The 15,190-nt window shown below is 45.6% G+C and carries 14 protein-coding genes; 7 read left to right on the forward strand and 7 right to left on the reverse strand.

Annotated elements, in window-relative coordinates; genetic code table 11:
- Window positions 1-151 precede the first annotated feature (151 nt).
- From ACRD6K_RS03585 to ACRD6K_RS03615, 7 genes are all read right to left on the reverse strand, one after another.
- On the reverse strand, window positions 152-1,615 hold the full coding sequence (locus ACRD6K_RS03585; protein WP_299583923.1) for a TRAP transporter large permease: 1,464 nt from the start codon (window positions 1,613-1,615) through the stop codon (window positions 152-154).
- 4 nt (window positions 1,616-1,619) lie between these two features.
- Entirely contained in the window at window positions 1,620-2,099 is a 480-nt protein-coding gene (locus tag ACRD6K_RS03590) for a TRAP transporter small permease (RefSeq protein ID WP_299583926.1), read from the reverse strand.
- A gap of 12 nt (window positions 2,100-2,111) precedes the next feature.
- On the reverse strand, window positions 2,112-3,095 hold the full coding sequence (locus ACRD6K_RS03595) for a TRAP transporter substrate-binding protein (RefSeq protein ID WP_430972109.1): 984 nt from the start codon (window positions 3,093-3,095) through the stop codon (window positions 2,112-2,114).
- Window positions 3,096-3,109: 14 nt separating this feature from the next.
- Complete coding sequence (locus ACRD6K_RS03600; protein WP_430972110.1) at window positions 3,110-3,781, reverse strand: bifunctional 4-hydroxy-2-oxoglutarate aldolase/2-dehydro-3-deoxy-phosphogluconate aldolase; 672 nt, start codon at window positions 3,779-3,781, stop codon at window positions 3,110-3,112.
- 155 nt (window positions 3,782-3,936) lie between these two features.
- A complete protein-coding gene (locus ACRD6K_RS03605) occupies window positions 3,937-4,974 on the reverse strand; it encodes a sugar kinase (protein WP_299583935.1) in 1,038 nt (345 codons plus the stop codon).
- A 105-nt stretch (window positions 4,975-5,079) separates the two neighbouring features.
- Window positions 5,080-6,483 (reverse strand): glucuronate isomerase, encoded by a 1,404-nt coding sequence (gene uxaC / locus ACRD6K_RS03610; protein WP_430972111.1) that lies wholly within the window; start codon window positions 6,481-6,483, stop codon window positions 5,080-5,082.
- Between the two features lie 79 nt (window positions 6,484-6,562).
- Window positions 6,563-7,810, reverse strand: coding sequence for a tagaturonate epimerase family protein (locus ACRD6K_RS03615; protein ID WP_430972112.1), 1,248 nt, complete (start codon window positions 7,808-7,810; stop codon window positions 6,563-6,565).
- A gap of 255 nt (window positions 7,811-8,065) precedes the next feature.
- On the opposite strand from ACRD6K_RS03615, the gene ACRD6K_RS03620 reads away from it, so the two are divergent.
- The 7 genes from ACRD6K_RS03620 (at window position 8,066) to pdxB (ending at window position 15,165) form a co-directional block, all read left to right on the forward strand.
- Window positions 8,066-9,124 carry a LacI family DNA-binding transcriptional regulator gene (locus ACRD6K_RS03620; protein ID WP_430972141.1) on the forward strand — a complete coding sequence of 353 codons (1,059 nt, stop codon included), beginning with the start codon at window positions 8,066-8,068 and terminating at the stop codon, window positions 9,122-9,124.
- Window positions 9,111-9,962 (forward strand): SDR family oxidoreductase, encoded by an 852-nt coding sequence (locus ACRD6K_RS03625; RefSeq protein WP_430972113.1) that lies wholly within the window; start codon window positions 9,111-9,113, stop codon window positions 9,960-9,962. Before ACRD6K_RS03620 ends, ACRD6K_RS03625 begins: the two co-directional genes overlap by 14 nt.
- Before the next feature lie 90 nt (window positions 9,963-10,052).
- Window positions 10,053-11,135, forward strand: coding sequence for a sugar kinase (locus ACRD6K_RS03630; RefSeq protein ID WP_299583947.1), 1,083 nt, complete (start codon window positions 10,053-10,055; stop codon window positions 11,133-11,135).
- 43 nt (window positions 11,136-11,178) lie between these two features.
- The gene (locus tag ACRD6K_RS03635) at window positions 11,179-11,547 is read left to right on the forward strand and encodes a four helix bundle protein (protein ID WP_430972114.1); all 369 of its coding nucleotides are present in this window, start codon (window positions 11,179-11,181) and stop codon (window positions 11,545-11,547) included.
- Window positions 11,548-11,601: 54 nt separating this feature from the next.
- Entirely contained in the window at window positions 11,602-12,891 is a 1,290-nt protein-coding gene (locus ACRD6K_RS03640) for a nickel-dependent putative hexonate epimerase (RefSeq protein ID WP_430972115.1), read from the forward strand.
- 53 nt (window positions 12,892-12,944) lie between these two features.
- Window positions 12,945-13,937 carry a Gfo/Idh/MocA family protein gene (locus ACRD6K_RS03645; RefSeq protein WP_430972116.1) on the forward strand — a complete coding sequence of 331 codons (993 nt, stop codon included), beginning with the start codon at window positions 12,945-12,947 and terminating at the stop codon, window positions 13,935-13,937.
- A gap of 100 nt (window positions 13,938-14,037) precedes the next feature.
- Complete coding sequence (pdxB, locus tag ACRD6K_RS03650) at window positions 14,038-15,165, forward strand: 4-phosphoerythronate dehydrogenase PdxB (protein WP_430972117.1); 1,128 nt, start codon at window positions 14,038-14,040, stop codon at window positions 15,163-15,165.
- The last annotated feature ends 25 nt before the right edge of the window (window positions 15,166-15,190 follow it).

Raw genomic sequence — 15,190 nt, forward strand, 5'->3', positions numbered from 1 at the left:
TTGGGGTCACCAAGACAATCATAATCAACCCCTGATCAATATTTGGTCAGGGGTTTGTTTTTTTACACCAATCCGCACCATTCCCTTCAACAAAAAAACGGAATGCCTGCAGTTGAGACATCCCGTTTTTGTAGAGCTTATTTTATACTAATCAAAATCCGAATTTTGCGGGCAACCACAAGCTAAGCTGAGGCAGGTAAGTTACCAATAACAAGACAACTACCATTGCTAAAAACATCGGGATAAGGGGTTTTATCACCTTGTCGATACTAAGCCCGGAAACGCTACATCCAATAAAAAGTACGGAACCTACCGGAGGTGTACACAAACCGACACTCAGGTTTAGCACCATAATGATTCCGAAGTGAATCGGATCAACTCCCATAGCCGTAACAATGGGCAGGAATATTGGCGTGAAAATCAAAACAGCCGGAGTCATGTCCATAAAGATACCGACCACCAAAAGAATCAGGTTGATGAGTAGCAGGATGATGAACGGATTGCTTGAAACCGATAACAGCCCCTCGCTAACATTTTGAGGAATGTTTTCATAAGCCATAATCCATGATAAGCCCAAGCAGGTAGCTACCAGCAACAAAACAATACCGGTTGTTTTAACCGAGCGTAAAAGAATTTGCGGCAAATCGTTAACCTTAATTTGGCGGTAAATGAATGCCAGAATTAGTGAGTATAACACGGCAATAGCCGAAGCTTCGGTAGCGGTAAAATAACCGGCTACAATACCTCCAATTACAATAATCAGCATCAGCAAACTGGGAATGGCATCCAATAACTTCTTGGTGCCATCCAGGGCTTTTTCTTTGTTATTTTTGGTTTTGATGAAGGCAAAAACAGCAAATGCAGCCAGTGCAACCCCAGACAGACTTCGGTTAACAGCCGGATTAAATGATTCACGAGCCAAACTGATTCCCTGGAAAGCCAGGACTAAAGCAATGGCAGACAGCACTGCAATGCCAAGGCCTTTTAGTGCAGCCTGAAGCCCTTTCCGCTTATAAATAAGCATCGTAACAGCCGTGATAATAATAGCTAACCCGGTCAAAATACCCGGCACATAGCCCGCTAAAAACAAGGCCGTAATGGAAACACCACCACTTGCCAAAGAATATACGATCAGGATATTACTGGGCGGAATGGATAAACCGGTGGTTGCAGAGGTAATGTTAACTGCAGCACTGAAATTCTCAGGGTAACCTTCTTTTTTCATTTCGGGCCCCATGATACTTCCAATCGCCGATGCCGAGGCGGCAGCTGAACCGGAAATAGCTCCAAAAAGCATATTGGCCAGTACGTTTACAATGGCAACACCTCCGGGGATTCCACCAACCAACACCCGCGCAAAATCAATCAGACGAATGGCAATTCCACCGCTATTCATGATGTTACCGGCTAAAATAAAGAACGGAATAGCCAGCAAGGCAAAACTATCGAGCCCGGTAGCCATACGCTGCGAAAATGTAGTTAAGGCCGGAATCACATCAATACTAACCAGCATGGTCAGGATTCCGGAGATACCAATACTGAACGCGATGGGTACACCAACGACCAGCAAGAGGATAAAACTAAAAACGAGTACAAATATTTCAAGAAATTCCATAATGCTATTTTTTCCGGTTCTCTTTAACCATGTTGTACATATTATCCAAGTCGAAATAAGCAATCAACAAACCGCTGATTGGCAGCACCAGGTAAACCAGTCCCAGCGGTAATCCTAATGCAGCTGACTTTACCGACAAGAAAAAACGGGTGTAAACCAACCACGATCCGCCAATAACCATAACGGTAAGCGCAAACACAATGACCACCACACTAATGATCATTTCTAGTTTAAACTTCCGCTCAGGTGAGCTTCGCTGAAGCAGCAAATCGATAGCTAGGTGTTCGCGCTGACCAGCCACATATGCAGCTCCCAGCAAACCTACCCAAATTAATAAGAAGCCCGCCAGTTCATCGGTAAAGCTGCTGGGCTCGTTCATTACATAGCGGCTGAAAACCTGCCAAAGCACATCCAGCACCAGGATTCCCATTAGAAAGACCAGCACCCACTCAATTATTTTATCAATATATTTTCGTACAGTCATGTTATTTTGATTTTATTCAACCGCCTGAATACGCTTGATGTATGAATAGATTACCTCATTGTCCCGGTAACTCTCCAGTAAAGGCTGTACCTTTTCAATAAAAGGAGCTTTATCCGGATAATTCACCTTAACACCTGCTTTTTGAACTTCCTCCAGGGATTTCTTTTCGGATTCGGCCCACAGTTTACGCTGCAAAACAGCCGACTCATCAGCAGCCTGCTGAATCCATTCCTGCTCCTGAGCGGACAACTTATCCCAGATAATCTGGCTAAAAACCAGAACATCGGGGATGGTGGTATGCTCATCCATCGAGTAGAATTTACACACTTCGTAGTGACGTGAGGTGTAAAGGCTTGGAGGGTTGTTTTCAGCGCCATCAACTACACCACTTTGCAAAGCCGTGTAAAGTTCACCCCATGAAATTGGGGTTGGTGAGCCACCCAGCGCCTTGGTCATTTCAACGGCCGTAATACTGCGCATAACCCGAATCTTCAAACCAGCCAGGTCATCGGGATGATTGATGGGTTTTGATTTGGTGTAGAAACTACGTGATCCGGCATCGTAGTAGGTCAAACCGCGAATCCACTTATCTTCTGTACTCAGCAGCAAGTCTTTTCCGATGGGGCCATCCATAATTTTAAAGGCATGCTCTTTGGATTTGAAAATGTAAGGCAAGCCAAAAACTTTGTAGGCATCGGTAAAGCTTTCCATTACGGCAGCCGAAACCTTCGTAATTGCCAAACTTCCAATCTGAAGTAATTCCACACACTGTTGCTCCGAGCCCAGCTGCTCGGCCGGGTAAATCTCAATCGTTAACTTGCCTTCCGACAATTCGGCTGTTCGCTGAGCCATAAACTCCATGGCCTGGTGCACCGGGTGGTCCACCGGAAGCCCATGCGCCAGCTTCAACTCCTTTTTAGCCGAAGGGCCCGTACAGGAGAAGCAGCTTATCAGCATAGCAAGTATGAATAGTTTAGTTGGACTGATTTTAGTCATTTTATTGTTGTTGGTTATTTTTTGTACTTCTGAATGATGGCCAGCGCTTCCTGGCATTTCTCGCTAATATAGGCATAATTCTTCTGAGCCAGTACCTCTTTGGGGAACAGCTGCGAGCCCATGCCCACACAGTGTACTCCGGCCTTGAACCAAGAACTCAGGTTGTCTTCGTCAGGCGAAACACCGCCCGTTGGCATAATGCTGGCATAAGGCATTGGCCCCATTACTCCTTTTACAAAATCAGGTCCGCCCACCGATGAGCCCGGGAAAATCTTCACCACTTCGCATCCCAGTTCATGCGCACGACCAATTTCAGTTACCGAGCCACAACCCGGGCTCCAGGCAATTTTACGTTTGTTGCAAACCTTAGCCATTCCTTCATCAATCAAAGGTGAAACAATAAAGTTTGCGCCGATGGAAATGTAAAGCGCAGTGGTAGCCTCATCCACGATGGACCCAACCCCCATAATCATTTCCGGACACTCTTTGGCAGTCCATTTGTTCAGTTCGCCAAACACTTCTGCCGCAAAATCGCCACGGTTGGTAAATTCAAAAACACGAATACCACCTTCGTAACAAGCTTTTACTACCTGCTTGCACAAATCAACATCAGCGTGATAGAATACCGGCACCAGGCCTGTGGTTTTCATTGCTTGCGCTACATCTATTCTTGTAAATCGAGCCATTTTATCAGTTTTTTTAGTTCGAATTTCGAATGGTTCATGAGTAGATAAAGGAAAGCCAGGCCTTCCTTTCCCATCCTTTAGATTCCAGGTACTCATTTCCGCTTTCGAAACGGATTGAATTATTATTAAATATCGATACTCCTTTTCCTTGGCTATTATCGGGCTACACGGCCTGAGGCATCGCCACCCATCAGTTTTTCAACTTCATGAACCGTTACCTGATTGTAGTCGCCATAAATGGTGTGTTTCAGGCAGGATGCGGCCACTGCAAATTCCAGCGCTTTTTGGTCATCATTCGGATAGCTTAGCAATCCATAAATCAGTCCACCCATGAACGAATCTCCCCCACCAACACGGTCAACAATATGTGTAATTTGATACTGACGTGATTCGTACAATTTTTGGCCATCCCAAAGCACACCAGCCCAGCTGTTGTGGTTAGCATTGATGGAACCACGCAAAGTCGTAATCACTTTTTTGCATCGTGGGAATTGCGCCATAATTTGTTTTGAAACCGACTCGTAAGCAGCTCCTTCCACATGACCTCCGGTCACATCAACTCCCTCAGGATGAATACCCAAAACCATGGCTGCATCTTCTTCGTTTCCAAGCACCACATCGGTTCCGGCTACCAATTCAGGCATCACCTCGCCGGCTGTCTTTCCATAGTTCCACAGATTCTTGCGGTAGTTCAAATCGCAAGAAACCGTAATTCCTTTTTCATTGGCTTTTTTGATGGCTTCCAGACACACATCGGCAGCTCCCTGCGAAATGGCCGGAGTAATTCCGGTCCAGTGGAACCAGCCGGCTCCTTCAAATACCGCATCCCAATCAATCATGCCTGGTTCAATTTCAGCAATGGCTGAATGTGCCCGGTCGTAAACCACTTTACTTCCGCGGCTTACAGCACCCGTTTCCAGGAAATAAATCCCTACACGATCACCACCAGTTACAATCTGATCAACCCCAACACCATAGCTTTTCAAGTCCATCTTGCAGGCACGGGCAATATCATTTTCGGGCAAGCGAGTTACAAAATCAACCGGAATGCCATAGTTAGCCAACGAAACAGCTACGTTGGCTTCACCTCCGCCAAAAGTAGCAGTCAAGCTATCAGACTGGTTAAATCTCAAATATCCGGGTGTTGCCAACCGCAACATAATTTCTCCAAACGTAACAACTTTCTTATTCATTTTTTCTTTCCTTTTAATCGATCAATGCAATCGATTGCAAAAATATAACTCTTTTATTCAAGAACAAATTCAAATAGCGTCTTTTAAACGCCTTTGATCTGAAAATCATTGAAATTTGAAATAATTGCGAGCATTGTTGTAGCAAATATTTTCCACCATTTCGCCCAGCAGTTTCAGGTCGTTCGGAATTTCACCATTCTCGACATCATTCCCCAGCAGGTTACATAAAGTCCGTCTGAAATATTCGTGACGAGTGTACGACAAAAAGCTGCGTGAATCCGTTAACATTCCCACAAAGCGACTCAGTAATCCCAAGTTCGATAGCGCATTCATTTGCTTTTCCATGCCGTCTTTCTGATCCAGGAACCACCAGCCTGATCCGTATTGAATTTTACCAGGAACTGATCCATCCTGGAAGTTGCCGATCATGGTGGCATACAACTCATTATCGCGTGGATTGAGGTTATACAAAATCGTTTGACTCAGTTTGTTCTCCTGATCCAGACGGTCGAGCAATTTGCCCAGCGAAGCTGCTACCGGCTTATCGCCAATGGAGTCAAAGCCCGTATCGGGACCTAACTTTTTAAACAAGCGGGTATTGTTATTGCGTTGTGCGCCAATATGAAATTGTTGAGTCCAGCCGCGCGAGTGATCCATAATACCAAACTCATACAACATGCACGATTTAAACTTCAGGATTTCGTTTTCATTCAAAGCTTTCAACTGCCGGATTTTATCAAAAACAGCGTTAATTTCCACCATGGTATAATCTTCGGCATAAGCCGTGTCCAGTCCATGATCAGACAAACGACAGCCATTGTCGTGGAAGAACTGGTGACGCTTGTCCAAGGCAACCATGAAAGCATCGAAGCTATCAATATCCACATTAGCCACCTCGGCTAACTGGTCAACATAGTCATTGAAAAAGTCAACATTTTCAACCATCATTGCCTTGTCCGGACGCCACGCAGGCAATACCGCCACTTCAAAGCCATCCTCTTTAATAGCCTGATGGTACTCCAAGGAATCCAAAGGATCGTCAGTTGTGCAGATGGTATCAACATTGGCCATACGAATAATGTCGCGGCATTTATAATTGCCGGAGGTCAATTTTTCATTGCACTCATCCCAAATTTCCCTGGCTGTTTCCGGATTCAAAACTTTGTCAATTCCAAAGAATTTTTTCAGCTCCAGATGCGTCCAATGGTAAAGCGGATTGCGCAAGGTGTGCGGAACTGTTTCCGCCCATTTTTCAAACTTCTCCCAATCGCTGGCATCGCCAGTGCAATAGCGTTCGTCAACGCCATTGGTGCGCATGGCACGCCATTTATAGTGGTCGCCATACAACCAAATCTGCGTAAGGTTTTCAAACGACTTGTTTTCTGCTATTTCCTTAGGAGAAATATGACAGTGGTAATCAAAAATCGGCATTTTAGCCGCATGCTCATGATACAGTTTCCGAGCTGTTTCGGTATGAAGCAAAAAATGCTCATCCATGAATTTTTTCATCTTCCTTTTCCTTTTTACTATTATTTACTGAGCCCGTTAATCAGCACACAGCAAACCAACGAGCTCAATTCATGACTTTCTACAAATTAAATAAGCGTTTCAGGTGACGATCATAGATGTTTTCTTCAACGCAAGCACCAACCACATCAGCATTCTTTTCCAGCAACGAATAATAGCGTTCGCCCATTTCGGCGGCTACTTTGTAGCCCACGTGAATAAGTTGACGGAAGTTCAGGTTGTAATCCGGGTGCCCCGGAATATGACGTAGCGTATTGGCAAATTTTTCGCCCGACCAGCTGTTTACTTCAGCCACCGCGGGCAACTGGCTATCATCAATGTCAATCACATCGGCATACGGTCCACACAATTCATCTTTACGACCCAAAGCGCTGGCGTAAATCTCCTTCGCTGCTTCAAGTGCTTCTCCGCCGGCCACAGCCAGTCCAATCACTTCTTCCAGCCAAGTGGTTCCTGCGGTTTTTACATGCAGCCCTTTATCGTATTTTTTAATGACATCAGCCATAATCGGGTAAATTGAAAATTTGTCGCTGCCTGAATGAACACTCAGCTTCAAATCTGCCGGCAAACCAAACTCCTTGACGGCGTAATCAATTACCAGTACATCTTCTTCAAATTCTTTGGCAAACTGATCCAAATCACCTACGTAATCCACTCCTTTATTAAAACGTCCTGTAAACTTAGGCGCTATCGTTTGTACCGGCACTTTTTTATCGGCCAGCATTTTCAAAATAAAGAACAGGTCAACCGGCGTTTGTGGCAATTCCACTTCATCCATTGACACTTCTGTAATGAAATTCCCCTCTCCTTTCTTCTCAACCAGGTACTGATAAATGCCAGCTGCCTGATCGGTTGCTGCTAAAAATTTGACTGCAATCGCAATCAACAACTCGTCATCCACTTGTATGGGCTCTGCAATTCCCGGAATTTGAAGCACTCCCTTGTATTTTTCGCATGAAGCCAGAAAAGATTCAATGGCTTCCTTGGAACTCTCGTTGCCAATAAAAGCGGCCACATCAAGCGTGAAAAAGTCAGAGGCCTCTACAAAAGGAGCCACAGTCGTCAGGTTGATGTGGTCGGCATCCACAAAATATGGTTTATTCCAGCCCAAAGCTTTCACGGCCGCATCAGCTTCGGAACGTACATCTGCCGGAAGGGTTTTAACAATGCCGTGCTCGCGGTTCGACTTATTCCACACCGGACTAACCTCAACTCCTGCCTCATTAGCCCTGCTAATTGCCCGTAACTGAGCTTGTCCCTGATGCGAAAAACGATCGCCAACACCAAAACTATATTTACTTAATTTCATGGTCTATATTTTAATTGATTTTTTAAGCAATTTCTTCACGGAGAAAAACACACTCCGTGTTCGCACACGAAAGTAGATCATTTCTTATTCACTACCATAGAAAAAATCAAAAATCGATCGAAAAATGTTATAAAATAGTTTTAACCGTGTTCGCACACGAATAAAGGAAAAATTACATAGCTTTGTTGGACTGAGATATGTTTAACGAAAAATAGGAAAGTTATCAAACCGACAAGAAGAATACGAATCAAGGACATTGCCGAAAAGGCCAATGTATCCATTGGCACGGTTGACCGGGTAATTCATAAGCGTGGCGAGGTATCACCAGCCACACGTGATAAAATCATGAAAATAATTGAAGAACTGGACTACCACCCGAATATACTGGCGAGCACACTGGCATCCAAAAAGGTCTATTCGCTGGGAGTAATCATCCCCGAACCCCAAACAGAAGAGGCTTACTGGAACAAACCGCTGATTGGGATCAGCCGGGCTTTCAATGAAATTCAGCAATACGGCATTGAAATTGAGATTCATCAATTTAAACAGAATGATGTTGCAGATTTTAAGGCAAAGGCTGAGAGACTTTTAGAAAAACCTTACGATGGTGTGGTGCTGGCGCCTTTCTTCTCGCGCGAATCCAAGGCCTTTATACAGAAACTGGAAGAACGTAATATTCCTTTTGTCTTCATCGACTCGAACATAAAAGACAGCAGCAAGTTAAGCTACATTGGTCAAAACTCCTTTCAAAGTGGAACCCTGGCGGCTAAACTGCTCGACTTTTCCGTTCCGAACGATGCCACCATCCTGCTTGTACATGTGGCCAAGGAAATGGATAACCAAAACCATTTAATGCAGCGCGAAATGGGCTTTTACAACTATTTCAAAGAAAAGAAGAGCCCGGCAGACAGAAAAATTCTCACGGTTGAAATCAACGATGCCGCTGATGATCATTGTTATCTGAAACTCGAAAATGAAATTCAAAAAGCGGGAAATGTCAAAGGAATTTTTGTCACCAATTCACGGGTTTACAAGATTGCCGAATTTGTGGAAGCACATCCCATCCCCGACCTACGCCTGGTTGGGCACGACTTAATTCCCAACAACTCCGAATTTGTACGAAAAGGTGTTGTTGACTTCCTGATCTGCCAACGCCCGGAAGAACAGGGTTATCAGGCCATTGTTACCTTGTTTCAGCACCTGATTCTGAAGAAAACAGTGCCTTCGGAAAATTACACGTCAATTGATATAATAACCAAAGAAAACCTGGATTTCTACCAGGAGTTTAATACAAATAACTATGGAACCAATTAGTTTTAAAGACCTAAGCGGCAAAGTATGTGTCATCACAGGCGGTGCTGGTGTTATCGGAGTTGAAATGGTAAAAGCTATGGCCTCTGTTGGAGTTAAAATTGCCATTGCCGATATTAATAAAGAAGTAGCCGAAAAAGTAGCTGTGGAAATAGCCAGTGAATTTAAATCGCAGGTAATTGGCGTTGAAGCCAATGTGCTGGACCGGGCTTCGCTTGAAAAAGCCAATGAAGAAATCAAACAAAAATTAGGACCTGTTGAGGTCCTGATCAATGGCGCCGGAGGCAACCACCCTTCAGCCACCACCAAAGTGGAGCAATTGCTCGAGGAAAACATCGACAATTTGGAAGACTCTTTCTATGGATTGGAGATGGACGGCTTTGACAAGGTATTCGCCTTGAATTTTAAAGGCACCTTGCTTCCCTCCATGGTTTTTACCAAAGACATGCTCAAAAACAGAAAAGGAGTTATCCTGAATATTTCATCCATGAACTCCTATAAGCCATTAACAAAAATTCCGGCGTACTCAGCCGCCAAAGCATCGGTCAACAACTTTACCGAATGGCTGTCGGTTCACCTGGCAAAAGTGGGCATTCGGGTTAACGCTATTGCTCCCGGGTTCTTCATTACCAACCAAAACCGTTTCTTGGTTACCGATGAAAAAACAGGCAACTTCTCCCCTCGCGGACAAAAGATTGTGGACAACACCCCGATGGGCAAGTTTGGCGAACCGGAAGATTTGCAAGGCGCTACCCTGTTTCTGATCTCCGACATTTCAAGCTTCATCACCGGCGTAGTACTTCCGGTTGACGGCGGATACAGCGCCTTTGGCGGCGTATAATCGGTTGTGACTTCATGGTCAATTTCGATCATCTGGTAATTTAATTCTCATATTAATAATCTAGTCTCCAATTTCTAAAATCGTTTAAACATGAGTCTTGAACTAAAAAATAATTGCCAATATTCCTTATTGGTTCCCACAAGTATGGGGGTGCGCATTACCCCGGTTAATGGTCAGCCCGTGCATAGCAGCGATACCTTTAAAATGCAGGCCACCAGCGCCGAAACCAATGTAGCCAGCATTGCTTCATACCTGGGCTTACCCGTTAAAGTGCTGACAACTTTTGTAAAAGGAAGCCCGATTGCTCAGTTTATAAAAAGCAATCTGAAGAGCCGCCACATGGACTACGAGGGTCCGGAAGTAGAACAGGGCGATCCGTGGGGATACCGCCATCAGTTTAACATTGCCGATAGCGGTTACGGATCACGGGGACCTCGTGTACAAAACGACCGTGCCGGTGAAGTGGGTCGCACGCTCAATGTCAAAGACTTTGACTTGGAACGTATTTTTGGTGAAGAAGGCGTACAAATCGTCCACCTTTCCGGCTTAATCGCGGCCCTTTCGCCTGAAACAAGCGCGTTTTGCCTGGAGATTGCACGAGCAGCCAAAAAGCACGGCACCCGTATTTCCTTCGACCTGAACTACCGTGCTTCGTTCTGGAAAGGTCGCGAGCAGGAACTACGTGCAAACTTTACGGAAATCGCATCCGTAACAGATATACTGATTGGCAATGAAGAAGATTTCCAGCTTTGCCTCGGCATTCAAGGCCCCGAAGCTGGCGGAAAAGGAATTGAAGAGGAAATTGAAGGATTTAAAGGCATGATCGGGCGCGTCAAAGAAGCCTTCCCTAACGCTTCTGTATTCGCCAATACCTTGCGTGAGGTTGTTAGCGTGAATGAGCATTTGTGGGGCGCGATTATGCTGGAAGGAGAAAACAACTGGCAAGTTATTGAACCCCGAACCATCAACGTACTTGACCGCATTGGCGGAGGCGATGGTTTTGTTGGCGGCTTGCTTTATGGAATTCTGAAGGGGTGGGATCCCGAAAAATGGCCCCAGTTTGGATGGGCCACCGGAGCTATGGCCACCACCTTCCTGACCGACTATGCGCAGCCCGCCGACGAAGAAATGGTCTGGAGCATCTGGGAAGGCAACGCCAGGGTGAAGCGATAAATGCATTAACCATTGAGCCAATTACTATTTACAGATTACAAGCATGAACTCAGAAGAACTAAAAAAGCGGTTCAAAGTTTTTGCATTGAGAATAATTAAACTCTCTGATCGGCTGCCACATGACTTAACAGGGCAAACGATTGCGAAACAGATTATTAGTTCAGGAACATCGCCTGGCGCAAACTATCGGTCTGCTTGTCTGCGGAAATCTGATAGAGATTTTCTGAATAAATTGAAAATAGTCGAAGAAGAGCTTGATGAAACGCTTTATTGGTTGGAACTGATTATTGAGGCAGGATTGCTTAAGCCTGCCTTACTTGATGACTTAATAAAAGAAAATCAAGAGCTTTTAAAAATAATCGTGAGTTCGATTAAAACCATGAAGCAAAAAATGAACCAGGGGAAAAGCTGAACCAGCTGGATCAGAAATAGTAAATTACAAATAGCTAAATTGTAAATAAAGAAGATGTTATATTACGAAATAGGTTCAACAGAACATGAATTGACCGCGGAAGACCTAAAAAAAGGGCTTTACACGGCATTGGACAAGCTTAGCGGAATTAACAAGGTGCTAGCTATTCCTCCGGATTATACACGCTTACCCAGTCGTTCGGGAGAACTAACCGAATTTGCCTGGCAGTACTATGGCGATAAGCTCACGGATGTGCTTCCGGCCTTAGGCACCCACTCGCCAATGACCGATGAGCAAATTGCGCACATGTTTGGCAGCTTGCCCAAATCACTCATTCGCGAGCACGACTGGCGGAATGATGTGGTGAATGTAGGCGAGGTTCCGGCTGAATTTGTAAAGGAAGTATCGGAAGGAGCAGTCGACTTTCCATGGCCTGCACAAGTCAACAAACTTTTGCTTTCCGGAAATTTCGATTTGATTCTATCCATCGGGCAGGTTGTTCCGCACGAGGTGGTTGGCATGGCCAATTACAACAAAAATGTGTTTGTGGGCACGGGTGGCGTTGAAGGAATCAATAAAAGTCATTTTGTAGGGGCCGCATACGGCATGGAGCGCATGATGGGACATGCCGACACACCGGTACGCAAAATCTTTAATTACGCCTCGGATAACTTCACCAATCACCTGCCGCTACTCTACGTACAAACCGTGGTTGGTCTGGACAAAACCGATGGCAAAGTGAAAACCCGTGGTTTATTTATTGGTGATGACTATGAGGTGTTTGACAAAGCGGCCAAGCTTTCGCTTCAAGTCAACTTTGAGATGCTGGACAAGCCTTTGAAGAAAGTGGTCGTCTGGCTCGATCCCACAGAATTTAAGTCAACCTGGCTGGGCAACAAATCGGTGTACCGTACCCGCATGGCTATTGACGACGATGGCGAGCTTATCGTGCTGGCGCCGGCACTGAAAGAGTTTGGCGAGGACAAGGAAATTGATCGCCTGATTCGGAAGTACGGTTACTTTGGCACACCGGCTACCTTAAAAGCCTGCGATGAAAACGAAGAACTTCGCAACAACCTGAGTGCAGCGGCTCACCTGATTCACGGTTCTTCCGAAGGCCGTTTCAGCATTACGTATTGCCCGGGCAAAAAGCCCGGGAACCTGACCAAAGAAGAGATTGAAAGTGTTGGCTTCAACTATGCTGACATCGATGAAGTTACAGCACGCTACAATCCCGAAACGCTGAAAGATGGTTACAATACCTTGCCCGATGGAGAAGAAATTTTCTATATTTCCAATCCGGCCATTGGCTTGTGGGCCTTTAAAGACCGGTTTAAGTATTAAGAATGGGAATAGCCTTCAACATTCAAAAAGGCTGGCATTTAACAACTTGATTTATGAAGCTTAATCAGATAAAATGGGGCATAATTGGCTGTGGCAATGTGACGGAAGTAAAAAGCGGACCGGCTTTTCAAAAAGCAGAGCATTCCAGCTTGGTTGCAGTTATGCGGCGCAACAAAGAAAAAGCAGCCGATTATGCCAGGCGGCACGGCGTTCCGAAATGGTACCACCAGGCGGATGATTTGATTAATGATCCGGAGGTGAATGCCATTTACATCGCTACCCCACCCGACACACACGCCCAATACGCCATTCAGGCCATGCGTGCCGGCAAACCGGTGTATGTCGAAAAACCGATGGCTCTAAATCATGCCGAGTGTCAAAAGATGATTGCAGTCTCCAAAGAAACCGGCATGCCACTGTTTGTTGCCTACTACCGCCGCACTCTCCCTGCATTTTTAAAAATGAAGGAACTGGTGGAAAGTGGCGTCATTGGCAAGCCAATTAGCGTGAGCATTACGCTGGTTAAGGGCGCTTCAGAACAGGATAAGAACACATCGAATGACAATTGGCGGGTGGATCCTAAAGCTGCGGGGGCCGGCTATTTTTTCGATCTGGCTTCGCATCAGCTCGACTACCTTGATTTTTTGTTTGGCCCAATCACCCGGGTAGCCGGTACAGCTGTTAACCGGGGCGGCTTGTATCGGGCTGAAGATACGGTTGTTGCCAGTTTTGCGATGGAAAGCGGCGTGGTAGGAAACGGACTTTGGAGTTTTGTTGCTGACGAATCCGCTACAAAAGATGACTTGGAAATCATTGGTACAAAAGGAAAAATTAACTTACCCAGTTTTCAGCATACCGACCTGAAGCTAACAACGGCCAAAGGTACGCTGAGCTTCAGCTTCCAAAACCCGGAGAATATTTCGTATAACCTGGTAGACCAAGTGGTACAAAGCCTGCGGGGGGAGGCCGAATGTGTAAGCACCGGAGTTTCTGCAGCACGCACCAATTGGGTGATGGAACAAATTGTTCAGGATTATTATCACTGACAAAGTTGAAAAAAACAACGAAAGCCCTATGATAATGGCTATTTTTGGCATTTGAAACAAACATAACCACCGCCAAGTCTGGCGGGCACAAACGAGGAGCATGAAATTTATTATTGACGATAAAATCCCCTACATCAAGGGCGCACTGGAGCCTTTTGGAGATGTTATTTACTTGCCGGGCCCCAAAACCACACCCGAAATTGTGCAGGATGCCGACGCGATTGTTACCCGCACGCGTACCATTTGCAACGAAAGCCTGCTTGGTAATTCATCGGTCAAAATGATTGCCACGGCCACCATTGGCTACGATCATATTGACACCGAATATTGCAAGCAAGCAGGTATTGAATGGACCAACGCGCCGGGGTGTAACAGCAAGTCAGTGGAGCAGTATGTGCTTTCGGCGTTGCTGGTTCTGGCAGAGCAGAAAGGTTTCGAACTTAAAGGCAAAACCATTGGGATTGTTGGCGTTGGGCAAGTGGGTTCAAAAGTGGCCCGTGTTTGCGAGCTGCTTGGAATGAACGTGCTGCTGAACGACCCGCCACGCGAGCGAGCAGAAGGCCCCGAACAGTTTGTCAGTTTTCAGCACATCATCGCAAAAGCTGATATCATTACCTTCCACGTCCCTTTAACCATGCAAGGCGAAGATGCCACGTTTCACATGGCCGACACCCTGTTTTTCGAATCCTTGCAGCAATGTCCCATTGTTCTGAACACCTGCCGCGGCGAAGTGGTCGATACCTTTGCTGCCGAAACAGCCATTGAGCGCGGACAAGTTTCGGGCATGGTAATGGATTGCTGGGAACGGGAGCCACAGATTGACCGAAACCTGCTGCAACTGGTTGATTTGGCCACTCCACACATTGCCGGCTATTCCAAAGACGGAAAAGCAAACGGAACAACCATGAGTGTCCAAGCCATTAGTCGGTTCTTCAATCTGGGAATTGATGACTGGCAACCGCAGGGAGTCGACCTTCCGGAGCAAACAAAAATTCATTTGAATGGTTTAAATCGCACAGAAGAGGCTATTATTCGCGAAGCCGTGCTATTCACCTACGACATTCGGGAAGACGACCAACGCTTACGCGCACAACCTGAGCTGTTTGAACAACTCCGTGGCGATTATCCCGTTCGGCGCGAATACCCAGTCTTTCACATTACCCACGAAGGAGTGGATGAAAAAATCCTGGAAAAATTAAGCAAACTGGGATTCAATATTGAAAATTAACATGAATTAGCAAACATAAAAAAAA

The organism is Sunxiuqinia rutila, from assembly GCF_050589705.1.
GTDB classification, from domain to species: domain Bacteria; phylum Bacteroidota; class Bacteroidia; order Bacteroidales; family Prolixibacteraceae; genus Sunxiuqinia; species Sunxiuqinia rutila.

Excerpts from the sequence above, each read along its gene's own strand:
- ACRD6K_RS03640 (WP_430972115.1), top strand. The coding sequence starts at position 11,602 with ATGTTATATTACGAAATAGGTTCAACAGAACATGAATTGACCGCGGAA.
- ACRD6K_RS03595 (WP_430972109.1), bottom strand. The coding sequence starts at position 3,095 with ATGACTAAAATCAGTCCAACTAAACTATTCATACTTGCTATGCTGATA.
- ACRD6K_RS03600 (WP_430972110.1), bottom strand. The coding sequence starts at position 3,781 with ATGGCTCGATTTACAAGAATAGATGTAGCGCAAGCAATGAAAACCACA.
- uxaC (WP_430972111.1), bottom strand. The coding sequence starts at position 6,483 with ATGAAAAAATTCATGGATGAGCATTTTTTGCTTCATACCGAAACAGCT.
- ACRD6K_RS03605 (WP_299583935.1), bottom strand. The coding sequence starts at position 4,974 with ATGAATAAGAAAGTTGTTACGTTTGGAGAAATTATGTTGCGGTTGGCA.
- ACRD6K_RS03615 (WP_430972112.1), bottom strand. The coding sequence starts at position 7,810 with ATGAAATTAAGTAAATATAGTTTTGGTGTTGGCGATCGTTTTTCGCAT.
- ACRD6K_RS03635 (WP_430972114.1), top strand. The coding sequence starts at position 11,179 with ATGAACTCAGAAGAACTAAAAAAGCGGTTCAAAGTTTTTGCATTGAGA.
- pdxB (WP_430972117.1), top strand. The coding sequence starts at position 14,038 with ATGAAATTTATTATTGACGATAAAATCCCCTACATCAAGGGCGCACTG.
- ACRD6K_RS03585 (WP_299583923.1), bottom strand. The coding sequence starts at position 1,615 with ATGGAATTTCTTGAAATATTTGTACTCGTTTTTAGTTTTATCCTCTTG.
- ACRD6K_RS03625 (WP_430972113.1), top strand. The coding sequence starts at position 9,111 with ATGGAACCAATTAGTTTTAAAGACCTAAGCGGCAAAGTATGTGTCATC.
- ACRD6K_RS03630 (WP_299583947.1), top strand. The coding sequence starts at position 10,053 with ATGAGTCTTGAACTAAAAAATAATTGCCAATATTCCTTATTGGTTCCC.
- ACRD6K_RS03645 (WP_430972116.1), top strand. The coding sequence starts at position 12,945 with ATGAAGCTTAATCAGATAAAATGGGGCATAATTGGCTGTGGCAATGTG.
- ACRD6K_RS03590 (WP_299583926.1), bottom strand. The coding sequence starts at position 2,099 with ATGACTGTACGAAAATATATTGATAAAATAATTGAGTGGGTGCTGGTC.